Annotated in this window: 19 protein-coding genes; 11 read left to right on the forward strand and 8 right to left on the reverse strand. The window is 64.2% G+C overall.

Going from position 1 to position 19,851, the window contains the following annotated elements; translation table 11 throughout:
- From CH294_RS10185 to CH294_RS10200, 4 genes are read right to left on the reverse strand one after another with little or no spacing between them, the layout of a single operon-like run.
- On the reverse strand, positions 1–2,133 hold the full coding sequence (locus CH294_RS10185) for an alpha-galactosidase (RefSeq protein WP_249305207.1): 2,133 nt from the start codon (positions 2,131–2,133) through the stop codon (positions 1–3).
- Entirely contained in the window at positions 2,130–3,059 is a 930-nt protein-coding gene (locus tag CH294_RS10190; RefSeq protein ID WP_080737122.1) for a carbohydrate ABC transporter permease, read from the reverse strand. The genes CH294_RS10185 and CH294_RS10190 overlap by 4 nt, the downstream gene beginning before the upstream one ends.
- Entirely contained in the window at positions 3,059–3,958 is a 900-nt protein-coding gene (locus CH294_RS10195) for a sugar ABC transporter permease (protein ID WP_032378859.1), read from the reverse strand. Before CH294_RS10195 ends, CH294_RS10190 begins: the two co-directional genes overlap by 1 nt.
- Before the next feature lie 58 nt (positions 3,959–4,016).
- Positions 4,017–5,312 carry an ABC transporter substrate-binding protein gene (locus tag CH294_RS10200; RefSeq protein WP_032401573.1) on the reverse strand — a complete coding sequence of 432 codons (1,296 nt, stop codon included), beginning with the start codon at positions 5,310–5,312 and terminating at the stop codon, positions 4,017–4,019.
- A 211-nt stretch (positions 5,313–5,523) separates the two neighbouring features.
- Between CH294_RS10200 and CH294_RS10205 the strand changes: the two genes are divergently transcribed.
- From CH294_RS10205 to CH294_RS10235, 7 genes are read left to right on the forward strand one after another with little or no spacing between them, the layout of a single operon-like run.
- Positions 5,524–7,557 (forward strand): beta-galactosidase, encoded by a 2,034-nt coding sequence (locus CH294_RS10205; protein ID WP_094737821.1) that lies wholly within the window; start codon positions 5,524–5,526, stop codon positions 7,555–7,557.
- Positions 7,557–8,372, forward strand: a complete 816-nt coding sequence (locus CH294_RS10210) for a DeoR/GlpR family DNA-binding transcription regulator (RefSeq protein ID WP_032378862.1) — start codon at positions 7,557–7,559, stop codon at positions 8,370–8,372. The genes CH294_RS10205 and CH294_RS10210 overlap by 1 nt, the downstream gene beginning before the upstream one ends.
- Positions 8,359–9,504: a galactose-1-phosphate uridylyltransferase gene (gene galT, locus CH294_RS10215; protein WP_094737822.1), complete on the forward strand. Its 1,146-nt coding sequence runs from the start codon at positions 8,359–8,361 to the stop codon at positions 9,502–9,504. The genes CH294_RS10210 and galT overlap by 14 nt, the downstream gene beginning before the upstream one ends.
- The gene (gene galK, locus CH294_RS10220; protein WP_094737823.1) at positions 9,501–10,667 is read left to right on the forward strand and encodes a galactokinase; all 1,167 of its coding nucleotides are present in this window, start codon (positions 9,501–9,503) and stop codon (positions 10,665–10,667) included. Before galT ends, galK begins: the two co-directional genes overlap by 4 nt.
- 21 nt (positions 10,668–10,688) lie before the next feature.
- On the forward strand, positions 10,689–11,780 hold the full coding sequence (gene ugpC, locus CH294_RS10225; protein WP_032378864.1) for a sn-glycerol-3-phosphate ABC transporter ATP-binding protein UgpC: 1,092 nt from the start codon (positions 10,689–10,691) through the stop codon (positions 11,778–11,780).
- A gap of 35 nt (positions 11,781–11,815) precedes the next feature.
- Positions 11,816–12,304 (forward strand): GNAT family N-acetyltransferase, encoded by a 489-nt coding sequence (locus CH294_RS10230; protein WP_212709782.1) that lies wholly within the window; start codon positions 11,816–11,818, stop codon positions 12,302–12,304.
- 49 nt (positions 12,305–12,353) lie between these two features.
- Positions 12,354–13,184: a MerR family transcriptional regulator gene (locus tag CH294_RS10235; protein WP_094737824.1), complete on the forward strand. Its 831-nt coding sequence runs from the start codon at positions 12,354–12,356 to the stop codon at positions 13,182–13,184.
- On the opposite strand, the gene CH294_RS10240 is transcribed toward CH294_RS10235, so the two are convergent.
- Complete coding sequence (locus CH294_RS10240) at positions 13,172–13,354, reverse strand: hypothetical protein (RefSeq protein ID WP_230592311.1); 183 nt, start codon at positions 13,352–13,354, stop codon at positions 13,172–13,174. The genes CH294_RS10235 and CH294_RS10240 overlap by 13 nt on opposite strands.
- Positions 13,355–13,392: 38 nt before the next feature.
- The gene (locus CH294_RS10245) at positions 13,393–14,025 is read right to left on the reverse strand and encodes a hypothetical protein (RefSeq protein WP_032401568.1); all 633 of its coding nucleotides are present in this window, start codon (positions 14,023–14,025) and stop codon (positions 13,393–13,395) included.
- Positions 14,026–14,160: 135 nt separating this feature from the next.
- On the opposite strand from CH294_RS10245, the gene CH294_RS10250 reads away from it, so the two are divergent.
- From CH294_RS10250 to CH294_RS10260, 3 genes are read left to right on the forward strand one after another with little or no spacing between them, the layout of a single operon-like run.
- Complete coding sequence (locus CH294_RS10250) at positions 14,161–15,435, forward strand: sensor histidine kinase (protein WP_212709783.1); 1,275 nt, start codon at positions 14,161–14,163, stop codon at positions 15,433–15,435.
- Complete coding sequence (locus CH294_RS10255; protein WP_094737825.1) at positions 15,426–16,082, forward strand: response regulator transcription factor; 657 nt, start codon at positions 15,426–15,428, stop codon at positions 16,080–16,082. The genes CH294_RS10250 and CH294_RS10255 overlap by 10 nt, the downstream gene beginning before the upstream one ends.
- Positions 16,079–16,852: a DUF4097 family beta strand repeat-containing protein gene (locus CH294_RS10260; RefSeq protein WP_094737826.1), complete on the forward strand. Its 774-nt coding sequence runs from the start codon at positions 16,079–16,081 to the stop codon at positions 16,850–16,852. The genes CH294_RS10255 and CH294_RS10260 overlap by 4 nt, the downstream gene beginning before the upstream one ends.
- Positions 16,853–16,886: 34 nt before the next feature.
- On the opposite strand, the gene CH294_RS10265 is transcribed toward CH294_RS10260, so the two are convergent.
- Together CH294_RS10265 and CH294_RS10270 are read right to left on the reverse strand one after the other, a co-directional pair.
- Entirely contained in the window at positions 16,887–18,107 is a 1,221-nt protein-coding gene (locus tag CH294_RS10265; RefSeq protein WP_094737827.1) for an FAD-binding domain-containing protein, read from the reverse strand.
- Between the two features lie 42 nt (positions 18,108–18,149).
- The gene (locus CH294_RS10270; protein ID WP_212709784.1) at positions 18,150–18,437 is read right to left on the reverse strand and encodes a zinc ribbon domain-containing protein; all 288 of its coding nucleotides are present in this window, start codon (positions 18,435–18,437) and stop codon (positions 18,150–18,152) included.
- Between the two features lie 140 nt (positions 18,438–18,577).
- On the opposite strand from CH294_RS10270, the gene fmdA reads away from it, so the two are divergent.
- On the forward strand, positions 18,578–19,831 hold the full coding sequence (gene fmdA, locus CH294_RS10275; protein WP_094609002.1) for a formamidase: 1,254 nt from the start codon (positions 18,578–18,580) through the stop codon (positions 19,829–19,831).
- Positions 19,832–19,851: the final 20 nt, after the last annotated feature.

Consider the following 19,851-nt stretch of genomic DNA (forward strand, 5'->3'; position numbering starts at 1 on the left):
TCAGACGGCTCGCACCCGCAGCAACACTCCGGTCTGAGGGAACAGCACCGGAAGAGCCACGCCTGCCTGCGCCAACATCGAACCCGACAACTCGACGATTCCGCCGTCGGCGATCCAGGGCGGTAGTTCGATTCCGTTGCCCAGGTCGCTGAGCTCCCGGACGAACTCGACGCGGTACCGAACATGTGGATCCAGACCAGGGAGGCGGACCCGATCGGTGCGGTCCTCGGGTGAGGTATCCATCCGCACTACCGAGAATGCAGCCTCCGACAGATCAGCTGCCACGACTCCGTGTACCCAGACGCTCGGGTCGGGATGGTCGGCGCGCACCACATCGCCGGTGTGCAACAGCCCGCGCAGTTCCTTGTACAGCCCGGTCCACGACGTCAGGTACTCGTGGTCCTCGGACGAGATTTCGGTGACGTCCATCTCTAACCCTGCATGGCCGAACAGCGATGTCAAGCAACGGAACTGGAGAGTGGACCACCGACCCGACGTATGCGCGATCTGCGGCCCGACATGCGAGCCGATCAGCTCCGGCGGCAGCAGCTGTGTGGTCCAGCGCTGCAGCCGTTGACGTTCGAGCGGATCGTTGGTGTCCGACGCCCAGACGCGGTCCGTGTGCTCGAGCACCTCCAGGTCGATGCGAGCACCGCCCGATGCACAGGATTCGAATTCGACCTGTGGATGGCGGGATCGCAAGGCGTCGAGCAATCGATAGAACGCCGAGGTCTGTGCATGCACCGCAGCGCGACCGTCGGAATCGACCGCCAGCATCAGGTCCCGGTTGTGATCCCACTTCACGTAGTCCGGCCGCTCGTTGGTCAACACCGCATCGATGGCCGAGAGGAGATAGTCGAATACGTCGTCGCGGGTCAGATCCAATACGTGCTGATGACGCCACTCCAGCGGGATGCGGGCAGGAGCGGCGAGCAGCCAATCGGGATGTGCCCGAGCGATATCGGAGTCCAGGTTGACCATCTCGGGCTCGAACCACAGGCCGGGGCTCATCCCGAGCGCTCGGACGTGATCGAAGAGCGGTGCCAGCCCATCGGGCCAGACTCCCTCGTCCACCTGCCAGTCACCGAGACCAGCTCGGTCGTCACGTCGGTGGCGGAACCAACCGTCGTCGAGCACAAATCTCTCGACGCCCACGCGCGCGGCGACATCGGCGATACCGCGAAGCCGGGTGAGATCGTGGTCGAAGTAGACGCCCTCCCACACGTTGAGCACCACCGGCCGCGGCGACGAGGGATGCGCCGGACGGGATCGCATCCAGCGGTGCAGCGAGTGTGCCGAACCGTCAAGTCCGACAGCCGAATAAACGAAATGTACCCACGGAGTCGAATAGGTCTCGCCGGTCTGCAGCACCACCTCACCGGGCGCGAGCAGTTCACCACCGCCCAGAACGGCAGAGGCCTGACCGGCCCGCTCGGGAAGCCGCTCGGCCAGGTGCAGGTGATCCCCGCTCCACGCGACGTGCGCACCCCATACTTCGCCGCTGCGGAAGCCGAAGCCCTCGCTGCCTGCGGTGAGAACCAGGGTAGCGTCGTGCCCCGTTCGTCCGCGGCGTGACGCGCGCACTACCGCACCTTGATCGAACCGTCGACGCTGGGGGGTGCGCTCGCGGCAGTGACGGCCCGTCAGATCGAGGAGTTCGGTTGCGGTGTCCGGCAACGGCATCAGGGTCACAACGCCGTCGACGGTCAGGGGTCCACCGTTCACGTTCTGGACACCCTGCCGAATGCGCAGTGATCCACCGACCTCGAGGGACAACTGGATCGACCACGAGATGCCCAGCTCGCTATCGGAAGCGTCCACAGTGCAACCGAATTCGGTAGCGGAGATGTTCACATCCGCCCAGCGCGGGTACTGCACCGAACCGTCACGATGCATCGCCAGAGCCGGGGTGCCCTGCCAGGCGTCGTCACCGCCTGGTGCGAGGGTGAGCCACCGCGGCACATCCACACTCGAATGCGGAACCGCCGGTATTGCGGCCCTGCGCAGTTCGGTGAGGTCGAAATCGGTGAGCTCACCGAGATCGGAGCCCCAGTGCAGCACTGCGGGAACGGCGGTGGACGACGGTCCGAGGATCACCATGACACCGTCACGGCGCAGGACTACGAAACTCACTTGTTGGCACCCATCGTAAGTCCGGAGACGAAATGGCGTTGCAGCGCAATGAATACCAACACCGTCGGTAGTGCGACCAGTACCGAGCCCGCGGCCAGCAGGTTGGTGTCGGTGAAGAAGCTGCCCTGCAGATTCTGCAGCGCCGTTGTCACCGGAAGCTTGTCACCGCTGACCATCAGGGCCAGAGCCCAGAAGAAGTCGTTGTAAATCCACGTCACCATGAGGGTGGCGAGGGCTGCCAGCGCGGGCCGGCACAGCGGCATGACGACCTGCCAGTACTGCCGGAACAACCCGGCTCCGTCGACGGTCGCGGCCTCGAGCAGTTCGTACGGCACGGTTTTCATGTAGTTGCTGAGCACGAAGACGCAGAAGCCCGTCTGGAACGCGACGTGCACGATGATCAGGCCCCAGTAGCTGTCGTACAACGAGCCCGAGGAACTCATCCAGTATGGAACCGGAATTGCGTTGTACAGCCGGAACAATGGGGTCAGCAGAGTCTGCTGCGGCAGCAGGTTGCCGGCGATGAACACCGCCAGCATGAAGATGTTGAACTTCCAGCTGAACCGCGCCAGGATGAACGCCGCCATCGAGCCGAAGAAGAGGATGAGCAGCACCGACGGAACGGTGATGATCATCGAGTTGAGGAAGTAGTGCGGGATGCCGCCGATCTGCCACGAGTCGATGTAGTTGTCCAACGTGAAGCCGCCCACCGACAGGTACCCGTTGAGCAGCACGTAGTCGTAGTCGCGGAACGAGTTGTACACCGCCCACACCAGTGGGAACAGCCAGGCCAGCGCCATGACCGTCAGCAGCACGTAGATCGCGATCTGTGCGGTGCCCGCGCGTCGACGATTGGCGACGGCCGCGCGGTTGCGGGTCAGTGGATCGCGCTCGGGAGGTGCTGTGCGCGTGAGTGAAGTGGTCATCAGTCTTTGCTCCGAAGAACGATGGCGAGGTACAGGGCGATGAATACGAGCGAGATGCCGAGCATGATGGTGGCCAATGCCGAACCGAATCCGATCCGGCTCGCCTCACCGACTACGTTCGCCGTCACGAGAGCCGAGATCAGCTCTAGTCCGTTGCGGCCCTTGTTGATCACCCACACGAGGTCGAAAGCGCGTAGCGCCTCGATGACGGTGATGACGATGATCAACAGGTTGGTGTTCTTCATCAGCGGGAAGATGACGCTGAAGAACGTGCGAATCGGCCCGGCACCGTCCATGACCGCAGCCTCGCGGACGGACGGGTCTATGGCCTTCAGACCGGCCAAGTACAACAGCATGATGTAGCCGGTGTGACGCCAACCTGCCGCGACCATGACGGCCCAGATGTTGATGTCCGGATCGCCGAGCCAGTCGACGTCCGTGCCGAGCAGGCTGTTGAGGACGCCGCCCTCGGTGGAGTAGATGAGCTGCCAGATGAAGCCGATGAGGGCCATCGACAGCACCACGGGGATGTAGAAGATGCTCTGGTAGAGCCGAGATCCCTTGAGATTCTTGTCCAACAGAATCGCGAGCAGGATGCCGATGACTGTGGGGACGAGGAACAGGAAGACTAGCCACAGCACGTTGTTCTGCAGTGCTTGCTGGAACGGCGGATACGCCTGGACCGCGTCGACGTAGTTCTGAGTACCGATCCACTCGATACTCGACGTGCCGCCGATTCCGTCCCAGCGTGCGAACGAGAGGATCACCGTGAACACGGTGGGGATCCAGACGAGACCGATGACGATCATCGCGGGAACGCCGAGCATCAGTGCGATGGTCCACTTCTCGCGAACACTGCGCCGAATCTTCGGCGACTTGACCCGTTCGGGTGCGGTCATGGCATTACCTGATCTCGAGGTCGAGTGAATGATGGGGGCCGAATCACACTGCGCACGATCATGTTCCGAACACCGCCGACTTCTGGCGCTCGATGCTGCGGACCAATCCGTCGACATCGTTCGGGTTGCCGATGAACTGTTGCAGAGCCGGGATCATGACGATGGACGCGAAGTCGGGTCGGGTGTCGCGGTCGAAGAACTGAGTGATGGATCCGGCGTTCTGCACGAGGTCTGCCGATTTACGCACCAGCGCAGGGAAATCCGACAGGTCGGCGTCACGGTGTGCGGGGATGGCCTGCGGATCCTGCTTCGCATAGGCCACTGCAGGCTCGGGTCCGGTGAGGAAGGTCAGCAGCTTCTCGGCAGCGGGACGGTTGCGCGGATCGGCGCGCATCATGAAGCCGTCCATCGGTGCCTCGACCGCGGAACTGCCTATGGCGGAGTCGAGTTCGGGGAAGGGGAAGAAGTCCAGATCGTCGCGCTCGGCCCCGGCGGGGAAGCTCTGTGCGACGAACATGCCGGCGACCAGGGACCCGACGCTCTTGTTGAGCAACGCCGTCTGCGCATCGGCGATCTTGCGGCCCAACGGCTGCGGTTGATGGAACGGCAAGAGCTCGCGCCAGGTGTCGAACACCGTGCGGACGCGGTTGTCGGTCCAGCTGACATCACCGGCCAACAGGGTGCGGTGGAAGTCGACACCGTTGAGGCGCAGGTTCAGGTAGTCGAACGTCCCCATCGGTGGCCAGCCGTCACGGGCACCGAAGCCGATCGGGGTGATGTTGTCGGCCTGCATCTGCTTGTTCAGTGCGACCCACTGGTCGTAGGTCTTCGGCGGTTCGTATCCGCGCTCGGCCCACAGGCTCGGCCGGTAGAACACTGCCCAGGGGTAGTAGAAGAACGGAATCAGATATTGGTTGCCGTCGGATCCGGTCGAGTTCTCCTTGAAGCTGTCGCTGTATCCGCCGCCGTTGCTCGCCCACACATTCGAGACGTCCTCCACCAGACCCTTGTCTGCGAAGTACTTCATTCGGTAGCCGCCCATCCAGGTGAACACGTCGTCCGGCGTCCCCTGGAGGTAGTTGTTGACGTTTTCCTGGAACGACGTCGAATCGACGGTGTTGACGCGGATGTCGCCACCGGTCTGTTGCCGATACATGGCAACGAAGTCCTCGACTCCGACCTTGGAGTTCTTGTCCGACAGCCGCGAGCCGAGCGTGACCGTGTTGGGATCGAGACTGCTCGAGCACGACGACAGCACGCCACCGGCGGTCACTGCGCCGGCGGCAACGAGCGCTGACCTGAGGAAGTCGCGCCGAGACGGCTGCCACGTACGCGGCCACTCGTGTGGGTTCATGAGAATCCTTCGCCGGAAAATGTCGATAACGATCAGAAATGAACATCCACGATGTTCAACGATGTGCGTTTACTGACCGTTCGGGGTGATGCAGGTTACAGAAACATGACTCGGCAGCGTCTGTCAAGCTCTTGATGGTCCCTTCACCTGCGTCAGTGGGAAAATGTTCATTCATGTTGACATCTGAGAGCTGCTCGTTCATATTGTGAGCATGGACACAGCGCGACGTAGCACCTGGCCGACCCAGGGAATTTCTTTCGGGGGCGATTACAACCCCGAGCAGTGGCCCGAGGACGTGTGGCATCGCGACGTCGAGCTGATGCACGAGGCCGGTGTCGACTTCGTGACCGTCGGTGTCTTCTCCTGGGCGCGCCTCCAGCCGACCGCGACGACGTGGGACTTCGAGTGGCTCGATCGGGTCATGGACCTGATGCACCAGGGCCAGATTCGGGTCGATCTGGCCACGGCTACCGCGTCGCCCCCACCCTGGTTGGCCACGGCCTACCCGCAGATGCGTCCGGTCGACGATCGCGGCTACCGGTACGCCATCGGAAGTCGTCAGACGTGGAGCCCCAGTTCCGCTGTGTACCGCGAACATTCACTCGCGCTGGTCGAGAAGATGGCGCACCGCTACGGTGAGCACCCCGCGCTGGCGATGTGGCATGTCTCCAACGAACTCGGCTGCCACAACGCCCTGTGCTACTCCGACGACAGTGCCTACGCGTTCCGGGAATGGCTCAGCGCCAAGTACATCGACCTCGAGACCCTCAACACCGCCTGGGGCACCGACTTCTGGAGCCAGCGCTACAGCGACTGGGACGAGATCGTTCCTCCATCGGTGAGCACCACGTTCGGCAACCCGACTCACCAGCTCGACTGGCGACGCTTCTGCTCCGACGCACTGCTCGAGCAGTACCGCGCCGAGAAGGCCGTGCTGAATCGCGTCACACCCGAGATTCCCGTGACCACGAACTTCATGGTGGGTATGGGACAGGGCCCCGCGCTCGCCGGCAACATGGACTATGCGTCGTGGGCCCCCGAGCAGGACATCGTCTCCACCGACCACTATCTCGTCGGACCCGAAACAGGCGACGCCGCAGCACATCACAAGCTGTCGTTCTCGGCCGATCTCACCCGCGGCGTGGCCGGCCGTCGACCATGGTTGTTGATGGAGCACTCCACCAGCGCCGTCAACTGGCAGCACATCAACCGTGCCAAGGTTCCCGGCGAGATGATGCGTAACTCGTTGGCGCACATGGCTCGCGGAGCAGACGGTATCGCCTACTTCCAGTTCCGTGCCTCCAAGGCGGGTGCTGAGAAGTTCCATTCGGCTCTGGTTCCCCACGCCGGTGAGGACTCCGCCCGCTGGCGCGAGGTCGTCGAGCTCGGCGCGGCTCTGCGTCGCATGGCCCCGGTGGCAGGCAGCACCGTCGATGCTCGGGTTGCCGTGCTCTTCGACTGGGCCTCGCAGTGGGCGTGCGAGCAGGAGGGCCATCCGTCGATGGCGATGCAGCCCATGGAGATTGCTCGACGCGCACATCGCGGATTCACTTCCGCGGGCGTGACCTGCGACGTCGTCCTGTCGTCGACGGACCTGAGCGATTACGACGTGATCGTGGTTCCGGCCCTCTACCTGTGCAGCGACGAGACCGCTGCGCGGATAGCCGACGCTGCCGAAGCAGGTGCGCAGGTGCTCGTCACTGCGTTCTCGGGAATCGCCGACGAGGACGATCACGTGCGACTCGGCGGCTACCCGGGTGCCTTCCGCGAGCTGCTCGGCGTCCGAGTCGAGGAGTTCTTCCCGCTCGCGGACGGCGAGATCCTGACTCTCGACGACGGTACCCACGGGGAGATTTGGAGCGAATACCTCACTGCGTCCGAGGATGTCGACGTCCTCGCGCGGCATACCCAGGGCCACTTGCGCGGCGTTCCCGCGCTGACCAAGCGCGCAGTCGGCTCCGGCACCGCCTGGTACGCGGCCACCGTCCCCGACGCGGCGGGCTGGGCCACGCTGGCCGACAAGCTCTGCGCTGCAGCAGAAATCGATACCCGACGCGACCTCGGATCCGATGTGGAGATCGTGCGACGATCGGCAGGGGAGCAGTCCTGGCTCTTCGTACTCAACCACGGGAGCGACAAGGTCAGCGTGCCGGCCACAGGTACCGACCTGGTCGGTGGGGCACAGGTCGACGGTGAGCTGATCGTGGCCGCAGGCGGCAGCGCAGTGATCGCCGAGACCCGCTGATGCTCGCCCATCAGCGTCAGCAGAAGATCCTCGACCAGGTGACGGCCTCGGGCGCAGTCAAGGTCGCCGATCTGGGTGCAGCGCTGTCGGTGTCGGACATGACCATTCGACGCGACATCAACGAACTCGTCGCCCGGGGTCTGGTCGAGCGGGTGCACGGCGGCGTCACGCTCCCCCGATCGGCGAGTGTGTTCGAGCCGGGGTTCTCGGCCAAGTCCGAACTCGATCGCGACGCCAAGGCCGCAATTGCCAAAGCCGCTGCGCGTTTCGTGCGACCGGGAACATCGATCGGTATCTCTGGCGGCACTACAACGCACGCGCTGGCCGAGGAACTGCTCGACGTCCCGGACATCACCGTCGTCACCAATTCTCTTCCCGTTGCCGACCTGTTTCACACCGGTGGCCGGACGGATCAAACCGTGTTGCTCACCGGCGGGGAACGCACACCCTCCTACGCGTTGGTCGGGCCGCTCACGGTCAGTGCACTGCAGAGCATCCACCTGGACATGCTGTTCCTCGGGACGCACGGGGTGGACATCGAATCGGGGCTCACCTGCCCCAATCTCATGGAGGCACAGACCAATCAGGCGCTGGTGGCGTCGTCCCGCCGCGTCATCGTGCTGGCCGACCACACCAAGTGGGGTGTCCGTGCGCTCGCCAACACCATTCCGCTCTCTCGCGTCGACGTGTTCGTCACCGATGCCGGACTCGACTCCGGCGTACAGGACGCGTTGTCCGAGGTGGTCGACGACGTGGTGATCGCCGGAGGCCCTGTCGACACGAACGAGGAACGAGTACTCGATGACCGCGCATGACGCCACGACGCACGCACTGCGCAAGACGTCGACCACTCTGGCCGATGGTCGAGAGCTGATCTATTACGACGACACCGAGCCGTATGTGTCCGGTGGAGCCACCCGCGACCTGGTAGATACTCGTGCCCTCGCGCCGTCGATGTCGCAGTCGCAGATGCGATTCGACGTTCTCACCGGCGAATGGATCGTCATCGCCGCTCAGCGGATGGACCGGACGTTCTTGCCGCCGGCCGACGCGTCGCCGCTGGCTCCGAGCCGACCGGACCGGCCGGCGACGGAAATTCCGGCTGCGGATTACGACGTGGTCGTGTTCGAGAACCGATTCCCGTCACTATCGGAAACTGCTGCACAGCAGACGCTTCCGACAGAGGTGGACGGTGAGGCGCTGTGGCCGCTCGCGCCCGGTACCGGCCGCTGCGAGGTGATCTGCTTCGCGAGCGATCCAGACGCTTCTTTCGTCGCTCTGGAGCTCTCTCGGGTCCGCACCATCATCGATGTCTGGGCCGACCGCACCGCTGCGCTCTCCGCGATTCCCGGCGTGCAGCAGGTCTTCTGCTTCGAGAACCGCGGCAAGGAAATCGGCGTCACGCTGACGCACCCGCACGGTCAGATCTACGCCTACCCCTACCTCCCGCCCCGGACCGATGCGCTGATGCGACAGTCTCGCAAGCACTTCGAGAGCACCGGACGAGTACTGCTGGCCGACGTCCTCGCTGCCGAACTGCTTTCGGGTCGACGCATCGTCGTCGACGCCGAGCACTGGGTCGCCTACGTCCCTGCAGCGTCGCGGTGGCCGGTCGAGGTTCACCTCGCCCCTCGTCGCGATGTGGCGGACCTCGCCGAGTTGAACGATGCCGAGCGTGATGAACTGGCCGAGGTCTACCGGCATCTGTTGCGCGGAGTCGATGCGTTCTTCGAGGGTGTGGACGAGGTGCCGTACATCTCGGCGTGGCACCAAGCTCCCGTGGGAGCCGACCGCGAACTGGGACGGCTTCACCTGCAACTCTTTTCGATGATGCGCTCACCGGGTCGGATGAAGTTCCTGGCCGGATCCGAATCGGCGATGGGTGCGTGGGTCAACGACACCACGCCGGAACGGATCGCCGATCGACTGCGCGAGGTTCTCGGATGAAGTGGCTCGATGTCGTCGCCGAGGAAGATCTCGCCGACGGGGCCGCTGCGCTGTTTCGCAGCGCGTTCGGCGCCGAACCCGACGGCGTGTGGATCGCTCCGGGCCGAGTCAATCTGATCGGTGAACACATCGATTACGCAGGCGGGCTCGTGTTGCCGTTCGCGTTGCCGTACGCCACCGCGGTCGCGGTACGTCGTCGCGAGGACACGGTGATGCGCGCCGTGTCGACACACACCGACGAGTTGTGGACGGGTGAGCTCGCGGAAATCGGCCCTGGCACACCGTCGGGATGGGCCGCGTACGTGGCAGGCGTGGCCTGGGCGCTACAGGAGCACGGGATAGGCGGAGTCGATGTTGCCGTGCACTCCTCGGTGCCGGTGGGTTCGGGCCTGTCGAGTTCGGCAGCCCTCGAGTGCTCGTTCGCCCTGGCACTCAGCGAGTTGTTCGATCTGCAGGTCGATCGAAACATTCTGATAGACGCCAGCATTCGAGCCGAGAACGAGATCGCCGGTGCGTCGACGGGCGGCATGGATCAGAACATTGCGATGTCGGCTCAGCCCGGACACGCGCTGCTGCTCGATTGTCTCGACGGGTCGACGCGTCAGATCCCCCTCGATCTCGATGCGTCGGGAACCAGGCTGCTGGTGATCGACACCAACGCGCCGCACCGGCTGGTCGACGGTCAGTACGGAGCGCGTCGGAAGTCGCTCGACACCGCGTACGCCGAATTGGGGGTCACGACGCTGCGCGGCCTCGATCTCGAGCACACCGCCTCACGCCTCGTCGACGACACTCTGCTCTCCCGAGTTCGTCACGTCATCAGTGAGATCGGGCGGGTGGAGCAGGCCGCCGAGCTACTCGACCGCGGTGCCGCAGGCTCCGAACTCGGTGAGTTGATGACGGCCTCGCACGTGTCGTTGCGAGACGATTACGAGGTCAGCTCTCCGGAACTCGACAGTGCCGTGGACGCAGCGCTTCGGGCAGGTGCGCACGGGGCTCGCATGACCGGCGGAGGATTCGGCGGATCGGCCATTGCCCTGGTGCCGTCGGACATCGTCGACGCCGTGGTGGCTGAGATCGACTCCAGCGCAGCACGAGCCGGATTGCCACAGCCCACATTTCTCCGCGCCGAGCCCGCCGGCTCCGCGCATCGATTCTTCTAACCTCTACAAAGGAGCACTCCCATGGCACAGGTCACGTACGAAGGAGCGACCAAGCTGTATCCGGGATCGGATGTTGCAGCGGTCGAGTCGTTGGATCTCGCTATCGAGGACGGCGAATTCCTCGTTCTCGTCGGCCCGTCCGGCTGCGGAAAGTCCACCTCGCTGCGCATGCTCGCCGGGCTGGAGGACGTCGACTACGGTGCCATCAAGATCGGTGACCGCGACGTCACTTCATTGGCACCCAAGGAACGTGACATCGCGATGGTGTTTCAGAACTACGCGCTGTACCCGCACATGACCGTCGCGAAGAACATGGGCTTCGCGTTGCAGATCGCCGGTATGGACAAGGCCGAGGTGGGCCGACGCGTCGAGGAAGCGGCGAAGATTCTGGACCTGACCGACTACCTCGGCCGTAAACCCAAGGCGCTCTCCGGTGGTCAGCGTCAGCGCGTTGCGATGGGCCGTGCGATCGTGCGGAACCCGCAGGTGTTCCTCATGGACGAGCCGCTGTCGAACCTCGACGCCAAGCTACGCGTCCAGACTCGCACGCAGATCTCCTTGCTGCAGCGCAGGCTCGGCACCACCACGGTGTACGTCACCCACGATCAGGTCGAGGCCATGACCATGGGAGATCGGGTGGCGATCATGAAAGCCGGTGTGCTGCAACAGTGCGCCAGCCCGAAGGAGCTCTACGAGCGTCCGGTCAATGCGTTCGTTGCCGGCTTCATCGGCTCGCCCGCGATGAACCTGTTCGAGGTGGACGTTGTCGCCGGTGCCGCGAAAATCGGATCGCTGACGGTGCCCATCGAGCGATCGATTGCCGACCGCATCGACGGCAGCCGCGTGACGATGGGCGTGCGACCGGAAGCGTGGACGCTGTCCGATTCCGGTACCGACATCGTCGTCGACGTTGTCGAGGAACTCGGTGCAGATGCCTACATCTATGGCCGCACCGTCGAGGACGCGTCGAATCTCGGCACGCTGGGGGCGCAGATCATCGCCCGGATCCCCGACATCGCGACGCCCTCTCAGGGAGACGTCATTCGAATCGCCCCGCGCGCCGAGACGGTGCACTACTTCTCGACGAAGACGGGATTGAATCTGCGCCCCTGAGCTGGTGCACTGATCAAAAACGGAGGCGGGTATCTGTGACGGTTCACGCGACACTGGCCGCTCCGACGGTCGACCTGCGCGGGCCGTGGCTGGACGCCCACAACGAGTGGGGGCCGGGCCTCCACGAGGACGGGTTCGGAGTGACGGCCGCCGATGATGTCTGCAGCGTCGAGGGTTTCTCGGACTGGATCGACCGGCTTCGGAGCGACGCGGGATGTACGTACCGGTGGATCGTCGAGGGCGAGCGAGTATTGGGCGGCGTCGCACTCAGACACGACGGCCACGAGCTCGCCGACCGTCTCGGGCACATCGGCTACGGGGTTCGGCCGTCCGAACGAGGTCGAGGAGTCGCCTCTCGGGCAGTACGCGAGATGCTCAGGCTCGCCGCAGACTTGGGCATGACCCGAGTGACCGCGGTATGCGAGGTGGGCAACGCGGCCTCGATTGCGACCCTGAAGCGTGTCGGAGGTGAACGTCTCGACGGCATCGGGTCGGCGGTTCGCTTCCGGATTCCTGTGCCCTGATTTCTGCGCTTGACCCTCACACTGTGTGAGACGAGAACCTCGGAGGGTCATGTTCAGCATTGGAGAGTTCGCATCGATCGGCCGGGTCTCGGTTCGGATGCTTCGGCATTACGACGAGATCGGGTTGTTGACGCCGGCACGGGTGGATCCGTTCACCGGATACCGCTCGTACGACGGCTCGCAGTTCGAGGTTCTGGGACGCATTCTCATGTTCAAGGACCTCGGGTTCCGGCTCGACGAGGTTACGCAGATCGTGCATGCCCAGGTCAGCGACGGCCGTCTACGCGAGATGCTTGCCGCCAAGCGCGATGACGTCGTGCGTCGACTCGATCTCGACGCCGCTCGGCTGCGTCGCATCGATGCGCGGCTCTCCCACACCGAAGGGATTTCGATGATCACCGTGGACACCAAATCGTTGCCGGCCACTCGCATCGCTGCCGTCACCGAGACCGCCGCCGGGTTCGGGCCCGCAAATATCGGCCCGGTCATCGGCCCGATGTATGCCCGACTCGCTCAGACGCTCGACGGGCACGGCGTGACGTTCGGCCCTTCGTCGATCGCCATGTACGAGGCCGTCGAAGACGGAGACGGCACGGGCATCACCGTGCACGCCGCGTTCGAGGTGGGGCCTGAGGTCGTGGCCGGCGAGGGATACGAGGTACGGGAACTGCCGCCGGTCGATCTGGCTGCCACGACCGTGCACCACGGGTCGATGGCCACGATCGGTGAAACGTGGGAGCAGTTGATAGCGTGGATCGAGGCCAACGGCTACGAGCTCTCGGGCGTCTGCCGGGAGTTCTACCTGGTGTCGGAGCCGCAGCCGCAGGAGAACTGGGTTACCGAACTCCAGCAGCCGGTGGTCCGACGTCAGGATGCCTGAGCGAGCTCGACGAGCGCGGTGCACTGGCAGCCGCCGGTGACTTCTTCGCACTCGAGCACCAGGAAGTGACGGACGTACTCGAGGTCCACGCAGTCCGGCTCCGTGCACTCCGCACCGCCGACCGCGTGGATCACGAGTGTGCCGTGGCAAGTATCGAAGCTGGTGGACACGCGAATTCCCTTCTGTCGTTTCTTCTACATCCTTGATATCACCGGGCTCCGACAAGTTCGGGAGAAGACCAGCGTGTTCGACGCCTGAGCTGGGTGACAACCACGACCGTCACGGCCGGAATCCAGGCGTATCCCAGAGCCGTCCGGATGGCTGTGTGGTCGCCCAGCCATGCGCCGACACTCACCAACGCGGTGGCCCAGACCCCGGCCGCGACGAGACTGATCACCGCGTATTCACGCCGTCGCAGGGTGGTGGCAGCGACGAGTCGAGGGGCGATGGTGCGGATGCCTCCGACGAGATGGCCTGCGGCCGCCACTGTGCGTGGGCGTGCTTGCGCTGAAGCAGTCACTCCGCGGACCACCCGGGTCAGCGTGCGCGGCAACGCGGATTCGATCCGGCCCGACCCGAGAATCGTCTTGCTGCGGCGACTGCGCCAGAGCGCCCACTGCGCTCCCGTGCTCGACGCCACCGCCGCAGTGACGACAGCGGGAAACCACGGTACGACGTCTATCGATGTCAGTACTCCGAGCGTGATCGGCACACTGTTCCCGGGCGTGAAAAGACCGAGCAGAGAGCCGGATTCGAAGGCCAGCAACACGACGACACCTGCGAGGACGACCCAGACCGGCACGGTCGAAAGGCGATCGACGTCGAATAGGTTGAAGTTCATACCCGTCGAATATTCTCGCCCGCAGAGCGGGAAACACCACGGTCGTCCCACCGATCGATGGTAGTGCGTGCCCTACCATGCGCCGTGGGTTCACAGTGGGGACAAGTCGACAGGCGCCCACTTAGGCTGATCCGCATGAACGAGGCACTACCGATTCCCCTGAATCCGCTCAGGGCCTGGATATCTCCGAACTGGTGGCTGGCGCTGGGCTCGCTGCTTGCGTCGATGCTGGCCGGCCTCGGCGGCTGGATGATCCTGGGCCTGCTGGTACTCGCTGTGTGCGCACTCCCGTTTGCGCTGAGCGGAGTGCTGGTCTTCGCGCTCACGATAGTGGTGCTTCGATGGATGGATATCGCCGCTCGAGCCGGAATCGGTTTCACCAGCGGTATCGCCATCGCGGGACCTGCGGTGACCGTCTATCCCACCAGTTGGCGCAAGCTCGTCTGGTGCGTCCGCGACGTCGGACTATGGAAGTCGTTGTGCTACTGGCTTGTTCGCATTCCGATCTCGGCTGTCCTGGTGTTCCTGCTGCCCGCGCTCTTTCTGGTTCTCCCCGTTCTCGCAGCGGCACCGTTCGCGTGGATCGTGACGAACCCGGTCGGTAATCAGCTCGAAATCGGTGATCGGGTGGGCTACCCGCTCGTCGCACTGGTCGGCGTCGCTGCCCTGGCCACTTTCGTTGCGGGATTGCCCTTGCTGGTGACCGGCTTGGCGAGACTCGACTGGTGGAGTGCCGCAGCGCTTCTCGGACAGTCCGAATCGAGTAGGAGGGTGGACGAGCTGACGGTGAGCCGGGCACGGGTCGTCGACGCCGCAGATGCCGAGCGCCGCCGCATCGAACGCGATCTGCACGACGGCGCCCAACAGCGCCTGGTCTCGGTGGCGATGTCACTGGGGCAGGCGAAGTCGCGCGTCTCTGCGGACGACGATGCGGTGCTGAAGGAACTGCTGGACGACGCTCACCGGGAAGCCAAGAATGCGATCGGCGAGATCCGAACCCTCACCCGTGGTCTGCATCCGCCGATCCTGACCGACCGAGGACTCGATGCGGCACTGTCGTCTGTCGCGGCCCTGTGTTCGGTGCCGGTGACGATCGAGGTGGACCCGGCTCTGTCCGGGCCGCAACGACCGGACGCCACCGCCGAAGCGACCGTCTATTTCGTCGTCTCGGAGGCCCTGACCAACGTCAGTAAACACGCGAGCGCCGGCCGCGTTCGAGTCGACGTCACGAGGAGTGAGTCCGCTGTGCAGGTGAAGGTGGTCGACGACGGTTGCGGCGGTGCGCATATCGCTCCGAACGGAGGCTTGGCCGGTCTCGCGGACCGACTCAGCGGAATCGACGGCACCCTGTCGGTCATCTCACCGACCGGCGGCCCGACAAGTCTGGAGGTGAGCATCCCGTGCGAGTGATCATCGCCGACGATTCGGTTCTGTTGCGAGAGGGTGTCGCTCGACTGCTCACCGACAGTGGAGCCGACGTCATCGGCAAGGTGGGCGATGCGTCGGAGTTACTTGCTTCGATGTCTGCTGCCGACCCGCTCCCCGACGTGTGCGTGATCGATGTTCGGATGCCGCCCACCTTTCTGGACGAAGGTCTGCGCGCGGCGTTGGTCATTCGCCAACGATGGCCCGCCGTAAGTGTTCTCGTGCTCTCGCAGTACGTGGAGGAACGGTACGCGGCCGAGTTGATCCGGCAGAGTACCGACGGCGTCGGGTACCTGTTGAAAGATCGTGTCGCCGATGTGGACGACTTCGCCGATGCCGTTCGGACGGTGGCCGACGGCGGCACCGTCATCGATCCCGAGGTGGTGCAGCAAATTCTGGCACGCGCACCGCGATCGGATCCTCTCGATTCGTTGACGCCGCGGGAACGAGAAGTGTTGACGGCCATGGCCGAAGGTAAGTCCAACGCCGGCATCGCGGCCGCGCTGGTGGTCGGTCAGGCAGCCGTCGAGAAGCACATCGGAAATATCTTCGCCAAGCTCGGTCTGCTCGGCGACAGCGCTGATCATCGCCGCGTCATGGCCGTTCTACGATACCTGGGAGCTATTCGATGAAGAAAGTGTTGTGGCGCAACATCGTTGCCGTGTCGGTAGCCGTAGTTGTCGTGGGCACCGCCGGTGCAGCTACGACGGCAGCGATTGCATACGGCTTCACCACGCCGAAGATGCAGTCTTTCGACTACACCGAAGACCATGCCGTGTCCGGGAACAACCTTGCTTTCACGACGAGGTTTGCCCATGTGACGGTGTCGATGAGCCCCGATTCCGAGGTGCACGTCCGGGCCGACGGGTCCTACCGGGGAGATATCCCGACGGTCGATATCAGTGACGACGGATCGAAGATCGCGGTGGAATGTTCGTACCGAGATCGTGGCAGCTGCGACGTCGATGTCGAGCTTCGGATTCCCGCGGGGTCGATACTCGATATCAACGGAATGGCGGGCGATGTCGTTCTCTCGAACGTGGATGCGCAGACATCGGTGACAACCTCGTCCGGGGCGGTGATCGCTCGTGGTTCCGCAGGAACCCTGGATGTGACCACCCGATTCGGTGATGTGGACATCACCGACGCGGCGGTGTCTGCAATCGAGGTCGACACGACATTCGGGCAGGTCGTTCTGGACTCGCGAGTTCCACCGGATTCGGTGCTCGTGCAGAACACGATGGGAGACAGCACGATCCAGCTTCCGGCGGCCGAATTCTACGACGTCGATGCGTCGTCGGAGAAGGGGGAGGTCGAGACGGACGTGGTCGACGATCCGAGTTCGCCGCGATCGGTGTCGATCACCAGTGAGGAAGGCCAGATCTCGGTGCAGCGTAGATAGTTCCAGTCAACGACTGCTGTTCGATGGCTGCTGTTCAATGACTCCGACGCCATGCGCTGAACGAACGGACCGAGGATGTGGTGGGACGCGTCAGCCAGGGCCATGGATGCAACTCGACCGGGGCGATGGCGTCGGCGATGCGGGAGAAGCCGGGAACGGGTGCCCAGGTGGCGGCCAGCGATCGTCCGGAGAGCTCGTCGGAGACTCGGCCGCGACGTACCTCCAACGCTCGGTTCGACGCGATCTCGCCGAGTGTCTCGGCGAGAAACACCAGTCGCTTGCCGGAGAGTCGCAGTTTCCGCAGGAGTGGTTCGTCGAACACGAAGACGGCAGGTCGCTGGGGATTCGCAGCCAGTGCTGGGTCTGCGGTGCCGAGCGATTCGGCCGTCAGCCAGACCTGTTCTGCACCATTGCCTTCCATGTGTGCCGGGCCCGCGGGAATCGGAGCCTTGTTCAGATCAGGCCCGTCGACCGTCGGCCCGAGATCGTCGTCGGGCCAATTCTCGATGGGGCAGGCATCTTTCAGCGCGCAATTGCTGCACAGCGACGGGGCGCGCTTGTTCACCTGCCATCGGCTGAATCCGTAGACCTTCCCACTTCCGGTACCGACGGTCCACTGCCAGCCGAGGCGGTTCGCGGCACGAGAGCCGTCGAGCAGGTGGGCGAACATCTCGTCCTCGCCGTCGCGCCACGTCGCTCCGGCACGGACTGCCCACTGGGAGGCCAGCCACATGCGTGTTTGGTTGACCAGCCAACCGTCCTCGTGCAATTCACCCACCACCGAAGACATGCAGTTCATCTCCTCGGCCCAGGGCTGCGCCGTCCAGTTCTGCTGCCGCGGTTGCTCACGCCGTAGCGAACGCCCCAAGTCGGTACCGACTCGTGCGTAGAGATGGCGGGCGTACTCCTGCCACATGAGCTCGTCGCGGTACCTGGAACGGTCGCGTGGGGGAGCGTCGGATACCGCGTCCCAGACTTCTCGTAGCGTCAGCAGTCCATGGCGAATGTACGGCGACATGCGGCTTGCGCCGCGGCGATTCACCGGGAGGACGGTGCTGCGGTCGCGGGCGTAGCCGGTGATGTCGAGTCCGGCCAGGGCGGTATCGGCAGCGGACTGCCCGCCGCGGATGCCGCCCGCTGTGATGCCATCCGGCCCCTCGCGCGTCAGATCACTCAGATGCTCGGCAACCCAGGCGACGACATCGTCGGTGGCGGCGCCGTCGGCGATGGACGGGGGAGGGGGCAGCTCGGGCATGCCGTCGGACTTCCCCGTCGGCCCGGAAGGGAAACGCCGCTGTCAGGGGCGGGGCAGGCGGCGGTGGAGGGGGTTCGATGTCGTCCTGGTTGCGGATCGGCCCGCGGCCGGCAGAGACGAGACGACGGCAGGCGTGTCCGCGGTGGCGCGTGAGGCGTCGTGTGCCTTCATCGCAGCGCTGTTTCCTCTGCCGAGGGCCGGAGAAGAGATCTGTCGTGCAGCTGCCTCGCCACAGTCAGGGCACGGCACCTCGCTGGGAACGTCGGCCATGGTGAATCTCTGCTCGACGGGGGCGCAACGCTGTGCGCAGCGGAAGCTGTAGGTGGGCACGCATTCGAGAGTAGCGCGAGGTGCCGAATCAGTGGCGTTCCGGCGCAACGTCATACAAGATTTACACGGCATATCGAGCCGGATACTTCACGACGGTGCAATGATCGAGGGAGGAGAATCCGCGCAACCGGAGGTGCCTCGTGCCCGAACTGCTGTTTCCGCTCGACTCGACGAAGAGTTTCACCGAACAGGAGATCGTCGGCCACAACCGATGGCATCCCGATATCCCGGCGGCGGTTACGGTCAAACCCGGCACGTCTTTTCGAGCGCATTGTCGCGAATGGTTCGACGGGGCCATCCGCAACGACGATTCGGCCGAGGACATCCTGAATGCGCCGCTCAACAACGTGCACACGTTGTCCGGGCCGTTCCATATCGAGGGAGCCGAGCCCGGTGATCTGTTGATCGTCGATATTCTCGACGTGGGACCGATACCGCAGGAGGATTCGGGTCCGCTGGCCGGCCAGGGCTGGGGCTACACGGGCATCTTCGCCAAGCAGAACGGCGGCGGGTTCCTCACCGATCGATTCCCAGACGCGTACAAGGCGATCTGGGATTTTTCCGGGCAGACCACCACATCTCGCCACGTACCGCACGTGAAGTACACGGGCATCACCCATCCGGGCTTGATGGGGACCGCGCCCTCGGCGCAATTGTTGGCGAAGTGGAACGCCCGTGAAGGTGCTTTGATCGCCACGGACCCCAACCGTGTCCCGCCGCTGGCGCTTGCTCCCGAACTCGACGGGGCAATTCTGGGATCGTTGAGCGGCGACGAATTCTCCCGCGTTGCAGGCGAAGCCGCGCGCACGGCACCGCCCCGCGAGAACGGTGGAAATCAGGACATCAAGAACCTCACCAAGGGCACCCGCGTCTTCTATCCGGTGTTCGTGCCCGGGGCGAAGTTGTCGTTCGGAGACCTGCACTTCTCGCAGGGAGACGGCGAGATCACGTTCTGTGGGGCCATCGAAATGGGCGGCTTCATGGACCTGCACGTCGACCTGATCAAGGGTGGCATGGAGACCTACGGGGTGAGCGAAAACGCGATCTTCATGCCCGGCAACACTGCACCGCAGTACTCGGAATGGATTGCCTTCTCGGGCATTTCGGTGACCGTCGACGGTGAGCAGAAGTATCTGGACTCCGACCTGTCGTACCAAAACGCGTGCATGCACGCGATCGACTACCTCACCAAGTTCGGCTACAGCCCCGAGCAGGCGTACCTACTGCTGGGCTCGGCCCCGATCGAAGGACGCCTGTCCGGGGTGGTGGACATTCCGAACTCCTGTGCCACCGTGTACATCCCCACTGCGATCTTCGATTTCCCGATAGCGCCCTCGGCCAGCGGGCCGTTCCAAATCGACCCGGGAATGGGAGCGCCGAGAGCGCAGTTCTGATCTACTTCGCTCGAGATGCC

Source organism: Rhodococcus sp. 14-2483-1-1, assembly GCF_002259335.1.
In the GTDB taxonomy this organism is placed as follows: domain Bacteria; phylum Actinomycetota; class Actinomycetes; order Mycobacteriales; family Mycobacteriaceae; genus Rhodococcoides.

Bases quoted from the DNA above. Each gene is read 5' to 3' on its own strand.
- CH294_RS10190 (WP_080737122.1), bottom strand. From the start codon at position 3,059: ATGACCACTTCACTCACGCGCACAGCACCTCCCGAGCGCGATCCACTG.
- CH294_RS10195 (WP_032378859.1), bottom strand. From the start codon at position 3,958: ATGACCGCACCCGAACGGGTCAAGTCGCCGAAGATTCGGCGCAGTGTT.
- CH294_RS10200 (WP_032401573.1), bottom strand. From the start codon at position 5,312: ATGAACCCACACGAGTGGCCGCGTACGTGGCAGCCGTCTCGGCGCGAC.
- CH294_RS10205 (WP_094737821.1), top strand. From the start codon at position 5,524: ATGGACACAGCGCGACGTAGCACCTGGCCGACCCAGGGAATTTCTTTC.
- CH294_RS10210 (WP_032378862.1), top strand. From the start codon at position 7,557: ATGCTCGCCCATCAGCGTCAGCAGAAGATCCTCGACCAGGTGACGGCC.
- galT (WP_094737822.1), top strand. From the start codon at position 8,359: ATGACCGCGCATGACGCCACGACGCACGCACTGCGCAAGACGTCGACC.
- galK (WP_094737823.1), top strand. From the start codon at position 9,501: ATGAAGTGGCTCGATGTCGTCGCCGAGGAAGATCTCGCCGACGGGGCC.
- ugpC (WP_032378864.1), top strand. From the start codon at position 10,689: ATGGCACAGGTCACGTACGAAGGAGCGACCAAGCTGTATCCGGGATCG.
- CH294_RS10235 (WP_094737824.1), top strand. From the start codon at position 12,354: ATGTTCAGCATTGGAGAGTTCGCATCGATCGGCCGGGTCTCGGTTCGG.
- CH294_RS10245 (WP_032401568.1), bottom strand. From the start codon at position 14,025: ATGAACTTCAACCTATTCGACGTCGATCGCCTTTCGACCGTGCCGGTC.
- CH294_RS10250 (WP_212709783.1), top strand. From the start codon at position 14,161: ATGAACGAGGCACTACCGATTCCCCTGAATCCGCTCAGGGCCTGGATA.
- CH294_RS10260 (WP_094737826.1), top strand. From the start codon at position 16,079: ATGAAGAAAGTGTTGTGGCGCAACATCGTTGCCGTGTCGGTAGCCGTA.
- CH294_RS10265 (WP_094737827.1), bottom strand. From the start codon at position 18,107: ATGCCCGAGCTGCCCCCTCCCCCGTCCATCGCCGACGGCGCCGCCACC.